The sequence below is a fragment of the Lentzea albidocapillata subsp. violacea genome, from assembly GCF_900100275.1.
Taxonomy (GTDB): domain Bacteria; phylum Actinomycetota; class Actinomycetes; order Mycobacteriales; family Pseudonocardiaceae; genus Lentzea; species Lentzea violacea.
The window spans coordinates 852,433-865,801 of sequence record NZ_FNET01000001.1 but is presented as its reverse complement, the minus strand read 5'-3'; the positions used below and the strand labels follow the sequence as shown (position 1 = coordinate 865,801).

The 13,369-nt window shown below is 70.9% G+C and carries 16 protein-coding genes; 8 read left to right on the top strand and 8 right to left on the bottom strand.

What is annotated here, in order from left to right; all coding sequences use genetic code 11:
• Positions 1-108: 108 nt before the first annotated feature.
• Together BLR21_RS03745 and BLR21_RS03740 are read right to left on the bottom strand one after the other, a co-directional pair.
• Complete coding sequence (locus BLR21_RS03745; RefSeq protein WP_090004170.1) at positions 109-375, bottom strand: hypothetical protein; 267 nt, start codon at positions 373-375, stop codon at positions 109-111.
• Between the two features lie 2 nt (positions 376-377).
• Positions 378-1,322: a helix-turn-helix transcriptional regulator gene (locus BLR21_RS03740; RefSeq protein ID WP_090004169.1), complete on the bottom strand. Its 945-nt coding sequence runs from the start codon at positions 1,320-1,322 to the stop codon at positions 378-380.
• A gap of 53 nt (positions 1,323-1,375) precedes the next feature.
• Between BLR21_RS03740 and BLR21_RS03735 the strand changes: the two genes are divergently transcribed.
• Together BLR21_RS03735 and BLR21_RS03730 are read left to right on the top strand one after the other, a co-directional pair.
• Positions 1,376-2,461: an epoxide hydrolase family protein gene (locus BLR21_RS03735; protein ID WP_090004168.1), complete on the top strand. Its 1,086-nt coding sequence runs from the start codon at positions 1,376-1,378 to the stop codon at positions 2,459-2,461.
• A gap of 2 nt (positions 2,462-2,463) precedes the next feature.
• Positions 2,464-3,213 carry a ZIP family metal transporter gene (locus tag BLR21_RS03730; RefSeq protein ID WP_090004167.1) on the top strand — a complete coding sequence of 250 codons (750 nt, stop codon included), beginning with the start codon at positions 2,464-2,466 and terminating at the stop codon, positions 3,211-3,213.
• Between the two features lie 117 nt (positions 3,214-3,330).
• Here the strand turns inward: BLR21_RS03730 and BLR21_RS03725 are convergent, their stop codons facing one another.
• From BLR21_RS03725 to BLR21_RS03715, 3 genes are read right to left on the bottom strand one after another with little or no spacing between them, the layout of a single operon-like run.
• Positions 3,331-3,960: a class I SAM-dependent methyltransferase gene (locus BLR21_RS03725; RefSeq protein WP_090004166.1), complete on the bottom strand. Its 630-nt coding sequence runs from the start codon at positions 3,958-3,960 to the stop codon at positions 3,331-3,333.
• A gap of 57 nt (positions 3,961-4,017) precedes the next feature.
• On the bottom strand, positions 4,018-4,716 hold the full coding sequence (locus BLR21_RS03720) for an SDR family oxidoreductase (protein WP_090004165.1): 699 nt from the start codon (positions 4,714-4,716) through the stop codon (positions 4,018-4,020).
• 23 nt (positions 4,717-4,739) lie between these two features.
• Positions 4,740-5,111, bottom strand: a complete 372-nt coding sequence (locus BLR21_RS03715; RefSeq protein WP_090004164.1) for a DoxX family protein — start codon at positions 5,109-5,111, stop codon at positions 4,740-4,742.
• A gap of 98 nt (positions 5,112-5,209) precedes the next feature.
• Here BLR21_RS03715 and BLR21_RS03710 point away from each other — a divergent pair, with 98 nt between their 5' ends.
• The 4 genes from BLR21_RS03710 to BLR21_RS43485 all read left to right on the top strand — a co-directional run bounded on the left by BLR21_RS03710 (position 5,210) and on the right by BLR21_RS43485 (position 9,297).
• Positions 5,210-6,073: a sucrase ferredoxin gene (locus tag BLR21_RS03710; RefSeq protein WP_090004506.1), complete on the top strand. Its 864-nt coding sequence runs from the start codon at positions 5,210-5,212 to the stop codon at positions 6,071-6,073.
• Between the two features lie 262 nt (positions 6,074-6,335).
• On the top strand, positions 6,336-7,223 hold the full coding sequence (locus BLR21_RS03705) for a hypothetical protein (RefSeq protein WP_143027588.1): 888 nt from the start codon (positions 6,336-6,338) through the stop codon (positions 7,221-7,223).
• Positions 7,220-7,825, top strand: coding sequence for an AAA family ATPase (locus BLR21_RS03700; protein ID WP_176929435.1), 606 nt, complete (start codon positions 7,220-7,222; stop codon positions 7,823-7,825). The genes BLR21_RS03705 and BLR21_RS03700 overlap by 4 nt, the downstream gene beginning before the upstream one ends.
• Positions 7,822-9,297, top strand: a complete 1,476-nt coding sequence (locus BLR21_RS43485; protein ID WP_256334438.1) for an ASCH domain-containing protein — start codon at positions 7,822-7,824, stop codon at positions 9,295-9,297. Before BLR21_RS03700 ends, BLR21_RS43485 begins: the two co-directional genes overlap by 4 nt.
• A 75-nt stretch (positions 9,298-9,372) precedes the next feature.
• Here BLR21_RS43485 and BLR21_RS03690 read toward each other — a convergent pair whose 3' ends face one another.
• Both BLR21_RS03690 and BLR21_RS03685 read right to left on the bottom strand, forming a co-directional pair.
• On the bottom strand, positions 9,373-9,987 hold the full coding sequence (locus BLR21_RS03690; RefSeq protein ID WP_256334437.1) for a TetR/AcrR family transcriptional regulator: 615 nt from the start codon (positions 9,985-9,987) through the stop codon (positions 9,373-9,375).
• A complete protein-coding gene (locus BLR21_RS03685; RefSeq protein ID WP_090004160.1) occupies positions 9,974-10,180 on the bottom strand; it encodes a hypothetical protein in 207 nt (68 codons plus the stop codon). Before BLR21_RS03685 ends, BLR21_RS03690 begins: the two co-directional genes overlap by 14 nt.
• 25 nt (positions 10,181-10,205) lie before the next feature.
• Between BLR21_RS03685 and BLR21_RS03680 the strand changes: the two genes are divergently transcribed.
• Positions 10,206-10,709, top strand: a complete 504-nt coding sequence (locus BLR21_RS03680; protein ID WP_090004159.1) for a CGNR zinc finger domain-containing protein — start codon at positions 10,206-10,208, stop codon at positions 10,707-10,709.
• A gap of 118 nt (positions 10,710-10,827) precedes the next feature.
• Positions 10,828-12,252, top strand: coding sequence for an amidase (locus tag BLR21_RS03675; protein ID WP_090004158.1), 1,425 nt, complete (start codon positions 10,828-10,830; stop codon positions 12,250-12,252).
• 3 nt (positions 12,253-12,255) lie between these two features.
• On the opposite strand, the gene BLR21_RS03670 is transcribed toward BLR21_RS03675, so the two are convergent.
• Complete coding sequence (locus BLR21_RS03670) at positions 12,256-13,332, bottom strand: hypothetical protein (protein WP_090004157.1); 1,077 nt, start codon at positions 13,330-13,332, stop codon at positions 12,256-12,258.
• Between the last annotated feature and the right edge of the window lie 37 nt (positions 13,333-13,369).

The window sequence follows — 13,369 nt, the reverse complement described above, 5'->3', positions numbered from 1 at the left end:
ACTCCCCGATCCGGATAGCTGATCCGTTTATGACAGCAACGCTAGCACACATGCGGATGAGCTATCCGTTTCGCGTTCGTGAGAATGCCGCCGTTGTTCCCGGGCTGATCAGGCGGGCCAGAGCGGCGGCCGCTGACCTGGGTCCCCGATGGCCGCCGTCAGCGCTGCCGCCATTCCGGCCAGTTCTTCCTCGGTGAGGTCGCGCTCCCCCACGTGGCGCTGGATCTCGCTGCGCGAGCACACGACGACGGCGCCGGTGTGCCCGCCGAGTTCGGCGGCGGCCACGATCTCGGTGTTGCCGTTGTGCACGACCAGGATCGGGTCGGGCGTGTCGGTGTAGAGCAGGCGCTCGATGTCACGTCCGGTGATGGCCATGCTCAGTCTTGTACGGCGCGGGCGTAGCGGGCCGCAAGGGTGCGAACGTGTGCCACGAGTTCGGGTGGTGAGGTGACCTCGAAGTCGTAGCCGAGCATGCCGATCCATACGGCGAGTGTTTCGACGGAGTCGGAGCCGGTCACCAGTTCGCAGGTGGTGTCGTCGACGGCTTCGACGGTGCCGATGGCGGCGTGGATGCGGGCGGCGACGGCGTCGGCCGGGGCGTGGACGAGGACGCGGGCCTGGAAGCGCCAGGCGGCTTGGGTGACGCGGGAGGCGACGTAGGTGGTGGCGTCGAGGTCGCGTGGGGTGAAGCGGGGGCCGTGCGGGGGTTGGGGTGGGGTGATGCGGTCGACGCGGAAGCTGCGCCAGTCCTGTTTGTCGGCGTCCCAGGCGACGAGGTACCAGCGGCGGCCCCAGTTGACGAGGCGGTGGGGTTCGGCGCGGCGGCGGGTCGTGGTGCCGTCGTGGGCCTGGTAGTCGAAGCGCAGGGTGTCGCTGTCGCGGCAGGCTGCGGCCAGTGTCGAGAGCAGTTCGGGGTCCAGTGCGGGTGCCGGGGAGTCGCGTGGGACGGATTCGATCTGTTCGAGGGCGGAGACGCGGTGGCGCAGGCGGGACGGGAGGACCTGTTCGAGTTTGAGCAGGGCACGCAGGGAGACTTCTTCCAGGCCGGTGACGGCGTTGGTGCGCAGGGCCGCGGCGACGGCGACGGCCTCGTTGTCGTCGAGTAGCAGGGGTGGGAGTTCGGCGCCGGCGCCCAGGCGGTAGCCGCCGAACGAGCCGGTGGTGGCGTTGACGGGGTAGCCGAGTTCGCGCAGGCGGTCGACGTCGCGGCGGACGGTGCGGGGGCTGATGCGCAGTTCGTCGGCCAGTTCGCTGCCCTGCCAGTCGCGGCGTGACTGCAGCAGGGCGAGCAGGCGCAGCAGGCGGGCCGAGGTTTCCAGCATGGACGGACACTTTAGGACAGGGGGTGGCCGCAAGTGTCGTTAGCCTCGGGGTTATGACGGAGATCAGGGAATTCCACATCGCGGTCGACGACGCCGACATCGACGAGTTGCGGGCTCGTCTGGCGCGGACGCGGTGGACCGATCAGGTCGTGGGGGCGGGTGCGCGCTATGGCGATGACGTCGCGGAGGTCCAGGAGTTGGCCCGGTACTGGGCCGAGGAGTTCGACTGGCGGGCGGTGGAGGCGAGGCTCAACGCGTTCCCGCAGTTCGTCACCGAGATCGACGGCACGAACGTTCATTTCCTGCACGTCACCAGCCCGAAGCCGGACGCGCTGCCGTTGCTGCTGATCCACGGCTGGCCGGGCTCGGTGATGGAGTTCGTCGACGTCGTGGAGCACCTGCGGCAGGACCACCACCTGGTGATCCCGTCGATCCCCGGTTTCGGTTTCTCCGGGCCGACGACGCGGACGGGCTGGCACTCCGGGCGCGTCGCCGGGGCGTTCGCGGAGCTCATGGCGCGGCTGGGCTACCGGCGTTACGGGGTGCACGGCAACGACGCGGGGGCGATCATCGCGCCGCAGGTCGGGCAGGCCGATCCGGAGCACGTCGCGGGTGTGCACGTCACGCAGATCTTCTCGTTCCCCTCGGGTGACCCGGCCGAGATGGAGGGCCTGACCGAGGACGACTACCGGCGTCTGGGGGTGCTGCAGAACTTCTGGGAGAGCATGTCCGGCTACGCGAAGCTGCAGCAGTCGCGGCCGCAGAACGTGGCGTTCGCGCTCGTGGACTCCCCCGTCGGCCAGCTGGCCTGGACGATGCAGCTGATGGGCGAACCGGCCGTGACGAAGGACTTCCTGCTCGCGAACGTGTCGATCTACTGGTTCACCGCCACCGCGGGGTCCAGCGCGCGGCTGTACTACGAGGACGCGCACCGCGAGGATCAGCCTGCGGAGCCGACGACGGTGCCGATGGGTGTCGCGGTGTTCCCCGACGACTTCCAGAGCATCCGGCGCTTCGCCGAACGCGACCACCGCAACCTCGTGCACTGGTCGGAGTTCGAGACCGGCGGGCACTACTCCGGGCACGACTCGCCTGAGCTGCTGGCGGGCGACCTGAAGGTGTTCTTCGCCAAGATGTAGCCATGCCGCAGTGGGTCGAGGCGGGGTTCTGGGGATTGGCCGGTGGTGGCGCGCTCGTGGCGGGCGCGCTCGTCGCCTGGTTCCTGCGCGTGCCCCGTGACGTCGTGGCCGTCGTGATGGCGTTCGGCGCCGGGGTGCTGACCGCGGCGGCGGCGTTCGAGCTGATGGACGAGGCGGAGAAGACCGGCGGTCTGCTCGCCACCTCCGCCGGGTTCCTCGGCGGCGCGGTCGGCTACGTGCTGGCGAACCTGGTGCTCGCGCGGCGTGGGGCGCGGCATCGCAAGCGCAGCAGCAACCAGCCGGCCGAGGCCGACCAGGCGGGCAGCGGCACGGCGATCGCCGTGGGAGCGCTGCTCGACGGTGTGCCCGAGTCGGTCGTGCTGGGTGTGTCGCTGCTCAGCGGCGGCGGGGTCGGGGTGGCGATGCTGGCGGCGGTGGTCATCTCGAACGTCCCGGAGGGGCTTTCCAGCGTCGCCGGTATGAAACGCGCCGGGCGCGGGCCCGGTTACGTGTTCGGGGTGTGGGGTGCGATCGCCGTGGCGAGCGGGCTGTCCGCGGCCCTGGGGAACCTGCTGCTCGACGGCGCGTCACCGCAGCTCATCGCTGTGATCACCGCCGTGGCGGCGGGTGCGATCCTGGCGATGATCGCGGACACCATGATCCCCGAGGCCTTCGAGCGGGCCCGCCTCTACACCGGGCTGTGCACCACCGCCGGGTTCCTCACGGCGTTCGTGGTGGAACGGCTGGGTTAGATTCCGGGTGTGGTGATCGGTTAGCTCTACGACGCCGCGCTGGCCCGCCAGGAACACCCCCGGCGGGTTCCGTGTCTACACCGATCCGGCCGGGCATCCGTTCTGTCTGGTCACCGGCTAGGCGCGCCAGACGGTGGCGGAGCGGGTCTCGGTGCTCTCCAGCGTCAGCGGCACCGGTACCTCGTAGCGGGCGCAGGCGGTGAACCGGTCGCGGGGCAGATGAGCGCGGTCCGGGTCGCCGAGCAGCACGACCGCGCCTCGAGCCGCGGCCCTGCTCAGGAACGGCAGCACCAGCGCGGTGATCTCGGCGTCGTAGAACACGTCCCCGGCGAGCACGACGTCGGCGCCGTGTGCGTCGCTGTCGAGGTGGTCGCCGCCCAGGATGCCGACGGTGACGCCGTTGGCGGCGGCGTTGAGCTGTACCGCGGCGAGTGCCAGCGGGTCGATGTCGTTGGCGGTCACCACGTCCGCTCCGGCCAGTGCCGCGGCGATCGCGACCAGTCCGGAGCCGCAGGCGAGGTCGAAGACCTTCTTGTCGCGCACCAGTCCGGCGTTGTCGAGCAGGTGCCGTGCCAGGGCCTGGCCGCCCGCCCACGGGAACGCCCAGAACGGCGGCTGGTCGTGGTGGGTGAGTTCCCACAGGTCCATCGCCTCGGCCGCGCTGTGCAGCAGCACCTCGGGCACCAGTGGCACGGGGGCCAGCGTCGTGTTGGCGAGCACGAAGTCGGTGAGCGTGGGCGCGGACATGACGGAGAAGCTTAGGGGCAGCGCGAACACCGCCCGCAGAGGCGAAAGGCCATAGGTTCACATGCCGCCGGTGACCCGCAGGATCGCGCCTGTGGTGTACGAGGCCTCGTCCGACAGCAGCCACGCGATGGCGTTGGCGATCTCGGCGGCCTCGCCGGGGCGGCCCAGCGGGATGCGGGCGGCGACGCGGTCGGGGCGGCCAGGTTCGCCGGACAGGCGGTGGATGTCGGTGCGGATCGTGCCGGGCTGCACGCAGTTGACCCGGATCCCGCGCGGCGCGAGTTCCTTGGCCAGGCCGATCGTCAGCGCGTCCACGGCGGCCTTGGTGGCGGCGTAGTGCACGTACTCCCCCGGGCTGCCCAGCGTCGCCGCGCCGGACGAGACGTTCACGATCGAGCCCCGGCTCATCCGCCGGGCCGCCTCGCGGGCCACGAAGATCGCGCCGACGAGGTTGACGTCGACGACGCGGCGCAGGTCCTCGGTGCGCAGGTCCGCGAGCGTCCCGGACGGGGAGGTGATGCCGGCGTTGCTGACCACGCCGGTGATGTCGTCGCCGGCCGCGTCGAACAGGCGCGCCACGTCGGTCTCGTCCGCCGTGTCGGCCCGGACGGCGAGCACGCCGAGCTCCTCCTCCAGCGCACGTGCCTCGTCCTGGGCCTGGCGGTAGCTGATCACGACCTTGTGCCCGTCCCGCACGAGCCTGCGCGCGGTCGCGGCGCCGATACCCCGGCTTCCGCCGGTGATCACCGTAGTCATGCCTCTACCTAACAGGGTCTGTTTCAGAGCTGACCGAAGCGCACGACCGCCACGAACACGGCCAGCGCGCACAGCACGAGGTTGATCGGCACCGTGGCGCCCTCACCGCGCCGGATGTGCGTGATCGCGGCACCCACCTGCACGAGCGCCAGGCCGAGCGCCGCGATCGGGGTGAGGATCGGTGCGACGCCGGTCAGCCACGGCAGCACCAGCCCGATCGCGCCCGCGACCTCGACCGCGCCGATGCCCTTGACCTGCCCGGACGTGAAGTCCCCCGCCCAGGCCATCTTCGGTTCGGCCAGCAGGTCCTGTTTGGTCTTGGCCAGCTTGGTGAAGCCCGCCATCAGGTAGAGGGCGGCCAGCACGCCCGACACGATCCACACGGCGACGTTCATGAACGAGAACCTAGCCCTGCGCCCGATGACACAACCAGGCCGCAGATCAACTAAGGGTCGCCTTAGTCATCACCCGAACGGCCGTATAGAGTGTGCAGATGAGGTGCTCGATACTCTCCGACTTCGCGGGCGAACCGCTGGCCGGCACGGCCGCGACCGCGACGGCGTGGCTGTGCCTGGAACAGCCGGGCCCGTGGGGCCGCGACGCCCTCACCGAGAGCCACCTCGACCCCGAACTGGGCGCCGAACTGCAACGCCGTGCCGCCGGCACGGGCGTGCGCATCCTGTTGATCCGCCGCCCCGGCAGGCACGCCGACAACCACGTCCCCGCGACCCGCCGCCTGTACCTGGCCTCGGCGAAGCCCGGCGCCTCGTGGCTGGAACAGGCCGACCTGGCCGCGCCGGAGGAAGCCCTCGAACTCGACTTCGAGGCCTTGGGCGCGGGCCGCTCCACCGCGTTCGGCACCCCGGTCCGCGACCCGTTGCTGCTGGTCTGCACGAACAGCAAACGCGACGTGTGCTGCGCCCTGTACGGCCGCCCGATCGCCACCGCGCTGAACCTGTGGGAGTGCACCCACACCGGCGGCCACCGCTTCGCGCCCACCGGCGTGCTGCTGCCCACCGGTCACCTGTACGGGCGACTCGACCACCAGTTGGCCCAGCGCGTCGTCACCGAGGGCATCGTCGCCGACCGCTGCCGGGGCCGCTCCTGCTTCACCCCGCGCGGCCAGGTCGCCGAGGTCGCCGTGCGCGAGAAGATCAGTGAGACCCGCGACGTGCTCACCGTCGTGGCGGAGACCCCGGACTCGGCGACCGTGCGGCACGCCGACGGACGGGAGTGGCGGGTGGCGCTGACCGAGCAGCCGGTGCCGCCGCGGCCCGCGAGCTGCGGGAAGTCGCCGGACGTCGCGATCGCGCTGGTGGCGACGGCGATCGACGAGCGGGTGCGGGTCGGCCGCTGATCTCGGCTGGGCGTCTCAACGACCCCACCTGCGTCGGCAAGTCCACGATCGCCGCCCACAACGCTCGACCTCGACGCCGGCGACAAGTTCGTTGACCTCGATCCTCACTGCCATGTTCTGAGCCATGCCGCACCGGCCATCCGACGCGCCGCAACTGTCGCCAGGCCCTGCTGGTCAGCTGCCCAGCGAGCCGTGTCATCGCGGGACAACGCGAGCCGATCGGTTACTGGGCTTTTTCTGGGCATCATGCTTCACTTGGCCCATGCCCAGAAAAAGCCCAGTAGAGGATGAGGTAGTCGCTGGGGTCGAGCAGCTGCTGCGGCGCGGGCTCCCGGCCACCCTTGCGGCGGTGGATCCGGTGCTGCTGGATCTGCGCGGCGTGGTCGCTCGGGCGGTGGATCCCGCCGACGAGGTGAGCCGCACCGCCGCATTGGACGGGACACTGCGCGGGCTGCTCGCCCGATTTCCCGATGCCCGGTACGCAGCGGCGGCGCGTGCGCTGTTCGGACTGCCACCGGCCGCGCCCGGCCAGAACCTGACCGCACGGCGCGAACTCGCCGCCGAGCAGGCCGGTCACGAGGTGCACCACTTCCGCAAGCGGGTCGAGCCCAAGCTGATCGAGACGCTGGCCGGTGAGCTCCTGGCCGACTCGGACCGGTTCACCCGCTCGCCGCTGATCGCGCCCCGGCTCGCACCGGTGACCGCGCGGCAACCGGTGGTGGCCGACCCGTTCGCGTGGGAGGTCGCCGAGCAGGAAGTGCAGCTCTCCTTGTTGTGGTCGGCAATCTACGCTGCGCGCGCCGAGCTGCTGACCGTGGAACGGCTGATCAGCCTGCGGGCTGACCGGACCGACGTCATCCGCGCCGCGGTGACGGCCGCCTGGCGCTGGGCCGTCGCCCGTGCCGAGGCGATCAGCTACACCACCGCGTTCGCACCGGAACTTCACGTCGGCGAACTGGTCGCCCTGGCGGGCTGGACTCCGTCACTGACCGAGGCCCAGTCCTCCCGGTTGACCGAGGCCGCCGCCGGCGGTGCGACCCGTGAGCAGTTCGTCGCGCATCTGCACGGCGAGACCGGCCTGGGCAACACCTGGACCGAAGGCTTCCTCTCCGCCTCCCGCGAATCCCGACACGAGAACGGACGACCGTGACCAGCATCAATCGCGACCTGTCCACCGCGCTCGCCGTAGCGGCGGCCGGACCCCCGCGCCGCTACGTCATCACCGGCGGCCCGTCTTCGGGCAAGGACGACCTGATCACCGCGGTGCACGCCGCCGGGATTCCGTGCATGGTCGACGAGCCGGGCCGCGAGATCTACCGCAAGCATCGCGAACGTCTCGGCCGGCACCTGCGGAAGGAAGATCGGCGCGAGTACTCGCTGGAGGTTCTGGAGGCGTTCGTCGCCGAGTACACCGCGCACGTCCACGGTGTGCGGTTCTACAACCGCGGTATCCCGGACGGCTATGGCTGGGAGGGGTTCTTCGGCCTCAAGCCAGCCCCGGAACTCGAGTCGGCCACGAAGCGCTATCGCTACGACGCGATCTTCGTGCTGGATCCGCTGGACACCTTCGAGGACCCCGACGACATCGTGTGGGCCAAGGACCGCGAGATCCGCCGGGTGCACGAGCTGATCGTGCAGGGCTACTACGACGCAGGCTACGAGCCGGTGTTCGTCGCCGCCGACTCCGCATCCGCACGGCTGGACTTCATCTGCGCCAACCTGCGCCTGCCCAAACCCAGCCGAGGAGCGTGAACCCTTTGTCGCGCAACGGAAAACCCGCGCCTCTGGTCTCGCCGAACAGCATCTTGGCCAACGCGCTGCTGCGCTCTGTCGACCTGCTCCGCCCGCGTGTGCACGCCGCGCGCCCGAAGCGGATCGAATTCGTGGTCGGCACGCAGATCAACGGCGCCCCTCACCTCGGGACGAACCTGGTGCAGGCCGCGGCGTTCCTGCTCGCGAAGATCGCCCGCCGGGAGTTCTCGATCGACACGGTCGTGCGGTTCGGCGCGCTGGACAATGCCCCGTACACCGTGGAACTGGATCCCGAGACACACCACGCCTACCAGCAGACCTACTTCCACGCCCTGGGCAAGGACCGGATCAGTGAGCTGATCGAGGGCTATTACCAGGCGTTCTTCCGGTCGCTGTCGGAAGCCACGGACACCGAGTACGCGGTGGAGACCTACACCGACCAGCAGGCCACGCCGGGCTTCCGGGCGGAGTTTCTGCGCACGCTGGAGCGCTTGGAGGACATCCGCTGGTGGATGGCACCCAGCCACGGGGTGGTACACATCCGGGTGCCCTGCCCGCACTGCGGATGGGCCGAGAAACGCGCCGACCGCACCAAACTCGCCCACCTCGACGAGGACGGTGCCACCTTCACCGCCGTCTGCCTCGATCACGGCGCCTACGAGGTGCACATCGACCCCGAGGACGACGCCCCGTACCTGGACCTTGCGACGCTGTACCGGAACCTGGTCAAGGAACGCGCGTTCGGCCGTGACACCGACGTGCTGCACGTGATGCTCAAGGGCGGCGACTGGGCCTTCGGCTGCCAGCTCGTCGACGGCGCCCTCGGCGCTCTGGGCACGCCGGCCGCCCAGATGCCGATCCGCGTGTTCACCCCGCAGGTACTCGCCCCGACCGGCGCGAAGCTGTCGAAATCGCTGCTGCGCGAACAGGGCCGCGCGGCGCTGCCGCCCGACGTCGAGCCGTGGATGCTCGACACCACCGCCTGGCCCGGCAGCGTGGACGACTACGTCGACGCCCTGGTCTGGCTGGTCGGCGAGCTGCTCACCGATCCGAAGCACTTCTTCCGCTCCTTCACCGTCAAGGAACTCGGCAGACTCATGACCATGCGCCCCACCGAACCCGCCGTCCGCGCCCACGAGATGGGCATCTACAAGCGCTACTTCGACCTCATCGCCACCGGCCGCAAGACCACCGAGATCCGTGTCAACGACTCCAGCCGCCGCAACATCAAGCCTGGCTCACTGATCCGCTTCAACTGCCAGGGCGACAACGTCCTGACCCGCGTCACCAAGGTCAACCGCTACAGCAGCTTCGAGGAAATGTTCGACCACGAACCCGTCGCCTCGGTCAACCCCACCGCCACCCGCGACGACCAGCTCGCCAACATCCGGCAGATCTACCCGCCCGAACGCGAAGCCCTCGGCGTCGTCGCGATCGGCATCGAACTCGTCGACCCGCCCCGGCCCGCTTGACACCACACTGCAGCTCCAACGCTCAGGACGGCGCTGACGCCAGGTGATCGTCGCGCGGACGAGCGGTATCCGCGGTCAGCTTGATCCTGCTGATCGCCGTTCCGGTGACGGGCCGCCGTCAGGCGCGGTCGCGGAGAACACGCCGATACCCAGCGCGTACGGGTCGTCCAGGCCGACGGTCCGCAGCGTCTCCGCCGGCAGCGCGAGCAGCGAGATCGCGACACCGAGGAAGTAGGCGTCGAGCAGGCCTGTGTCGCGCACCGTCGAGGGCAGTCCGGCCGCCTGCTGCAACGCGGCGGCGGCTTCGGCGTTGGCCAGCACCATGCCCGACAGCGCCTCGCGCACACCGGGGCGGCGGACGGCCTCCAGGTACAGCTCGACCATCGCGAGCATCTGCGTGGGGTCGTCGTCGACCGCGCGGCGCAGCAGGGCCGGGTAGAGCTCGGCGACGTCGGTGGCGCTGATGCCGGCCGGGGTCGTGTCGCGCAGGCGTTGCACTGCGGCGCGGTGCAGTGAGGTCATGCGGGCGGCGCAGGCGGTGAGGACGGCCTCGCGGGTCGGGAAGTAGTTCTTGGTGGTGCCGATGGGGACGCCGGCCTCGCGGTCGATCGCGCGGTGGGTCAGGCCCCGGCCGCCTTCCACCGCGAGGATCTGGATCGCGGTGTCGCACAGGAGATCACGACGGCTCACGGTCCGGGACACTAGCAAGATCACCACGGGTGTGGTGGATCGGGGCGAATGTGCTGGTCCCGGCGGTCGCGGTGACGGCGCCGCGTTCGAGCACGAGGAACAGGCCGCAGACGCAGCGGACGTAGGCGACGGCGCCGTGGGAGGAGACGGCGGAGGTGGACGGCCAGTGGCAGGCGGGGCAGGTGGCGATCATGAGCCAAGCCTGATGTCATGGTCTAGTGCATTTCAACCCTTACGGTGGGGCGGCCGCCGAACTCGCCGCGGTCCTGGTCAACGCCGATCCGGCCGCACAGCTGCTGGACGTGCTCAAAGCGTCGGACTACAAGCCCCTGGGGTCGCTGGACGCACGGCAGGAACGTGACGTACGAGACTGGATCGAACGGCTGCGCCTCGCGTTCCGCGCGCCCACGGTGGAGCTGCTCAACGAGCTGCTGGCCCAGTCCTCGACCACGCACTACATCTCCACGCACGACGGACGCGCCCCGCACCTGCACTACGCGCGCGAGGACGCGCCGACCGACGTGCGGCTCAAGGCCTACACGGCGGCGGGGATGGCGGCGTTGTTCTGTGAGGACGCGGGGCGCATCGGGTCGTGTGGCCGTGACGGCTGCGAGACGGTGTTCGTGGACACCAGCCGCAACGGCAGGCGGCGTTTCTGCTCGGCCAAGTGCGCCAACCGTGTCGCCGTCGCGAACCACCGCAGCCGGGCCCAGCCGGCGTGAACCCGCTCAGAAGAGGACCCGGCGGCGGGTTCTCAGGGCGACGAGCGCGGCGGCCATGATCGCGAGGACGCTCCTGTGCCCATTCCGTAGATCAGCTGTGGGCGCTTAGGGTCGGTTCATGGAGCTGACGGAGCTGTGTTTCGCCGGGGTGGCCAGGCAGGCGCACGCCGTGCGCTCCGGCGAGGTGACCGCCCGCGACCTGATCGCCGAGCACCTGCGCCGCATCGAGCGCATCGATCCGCGGCTCAACGCGTTCCGGCTGGTCTTCGCCGAGCAGGCCCTCGATGAGGCTGAGCGGGCCGACGAACGCAGGTCCGCGGGCGAGGACCTGCCCCTGCTGGGCGTGCCGATCGCGGTCAAGGAGGACATCGCGCTGGCGGGTCTGCCCACCACCAAGGGCACGAACGCCGCGCGCACCCCGCAGCCGGCGGACTCCGCGATCGTCACGCGGCTGCGCGCGGCCGGGGCGGTGATCATCGGCCGCACCCGCATGCCGGAGCTGGGCCTGTGGCCCTTCACCGAGAGCTCCTGGGCGGGGCCGACGCGCAACCCGTGGTCGCTCACGCACTCCCCCGGCGGGTCCAGCGGCGGTTCGGCCGCGGCCGTGGCGGCGGGACTGGCGGCGGCCGCGATCGGCACCGACGGTGCCGGGTCGATCCGCATCCCGTCGGCCGTGACCGGCCTGTTCGGGCTCAAGCCCCAGCGCGGCCGCGTGTCGCTGTCCCCGGAACCGCAGGTGTGGGGTGGTCTCGTCGTGGCGGGGCCGATCACTCGCACGGTGCTGGACTGGGCGCTGGTCGCCGATGAGATCCACGGCGCCGTCCCCGGTGACGCGCACGTCGCGCATCCGCCGCGTATGAGCTTCACGCAGGCGGCGCGCACGGATCCGGGGCGGCTGCGGATCGGGGTGTCGCTGCGGCCGTGGGGTCCGGGCATCGCGATCGCCGACGAGGTCCGCGACGTCGTGCAGGACACCGCCGCGCTGCTCACCGACCTCGGCCACGACGTCGTACGGCTCGATCCGCCGATGCGCGACGTCACCGCCTCCACCCAGTTCGCCGTCCGCTACCTGCACAACGCCTACCTGGCGCGCACGGGCATGGAGTTCCCGGACCTGGTCGAGCCCCGCACCCGGGCGGCCGCCGAACTGGGCCGGCGCCTGCCGCGCGGCGCCGTGCGCTGGGCCGCCAAGGACGACGTGGCGCTCACCGCGTACGCGAACCGGGTGTTCGCCTCGATCGACGTGCTGCTCACCCCGGCGCTGACCCGCCCGCCGATCCGCGTGGGCGAGTGGGACGGCCGCAACGTCGTCACGGCGCTGCTCGCGGCCGCGCACTACACGACGTTCCTGCCGCTGTGGAACATCGTCGGCAACCCCGCCGCCTCGGTTCCGGCCGGCCGCACGTCGGCGGGCCTGCCCCTGGCGGTGCAGCTCGTGGGCCGCCAGCACGACGAGTGCACGCTGCTGTCGGTGTCCGCGCAGCTGGAGCGTGCCCGGCCGTGGGCGGACCGGATCCCCTCCGGCCTCGATCACGCGAACTAGGATTCAGAATCCGCGCTTGGACAACTCGTCGAGCAGTTCCCGGTCGGCCACGTGCCGCGACCTGATGTGCTCCAGGTAGTCGGCGAACGCGTCGGGCTGCAGGCCGCGTAGTTGTTCGAGCAGGTCCATCACCAGGTCCTGCTCCTCGATGCCCCGCCGGGCGAGCTCGACCTCCACGATCCGCCGGTACACCTCGACGGCGAGGCGGCTGCCGTCCTGCACGAGGTGGTTCACCAGCTCCGCGCGCAGCGGCGGCCATTCGTCGGTGTGCACGACCAGCGCGCGGATCTTGAGGTACACGTCGAGGTTGGGCCGCGCGAAGAACGCCTCCCGGCACACCTGCAGCGCGCGCTGTGGTGCGCCTCTGCGCAGGTGTTCCTCCACCGCGAGGTCGATCAACCGCAACGCGGCACCCCGCCCGCCCACGGCGCGCAGCCCGCGTTCCACCCATTCCAGGGCCTCCTCCGAGCGGCCGTTGTCCCGCAGCACCGTCGCGACCTGCAGGTAGTGCCAGCCCGAGGAGAGGTCCTTGGACAGCACGAGCAGCTGCAGGTCGACGTCCTCGGTGTACTCGGCGAGCTCCTCCATGACGCGCAGCAACGCCCAGCGGGCGCGGTCGTAGCGGCCGGTCTCGCCGAACCCGATCACCGGCAGCGGTTCGAACAGCGCCACCGCCCGTTCCCGGTAGCGGGCGAGGCCGTCGTCGTCGAGGGCGCCGCTGTAGGCGGCGAGGCTGACGTCGGGCGCGTCGGGGTGCTGCAACTGCAGGTCGAGCAGCCAGTCGGCCAGGCGCCGCGGGTCGGTGCCGGTCTGGGCGCACGCGCGGGCGTGGATGCCCAGCACGCGGTGGGCCAGCTCGGCCAGTTCGACGCGATGGCGGCGGCTGGTGGCGACGCCGTCGGCGAGCTGGGTGACGATCTCCTCGATCAACGCGACCAGCCGCGGACCGGGATCGGTGACCAGCAGCGACTGCAGCTCGACCGACACGGCGGTCAGCGCCTGCCAGCGGGCCGGCCAGTCGGAGGTCTCGCTGTCGGACTCGACGAGCGCGGAGGCCACGGCGGCGGGCAGCGAGTCCATCACAACATCATTCCCGCGCCACCCGGTCGAGTGCTAC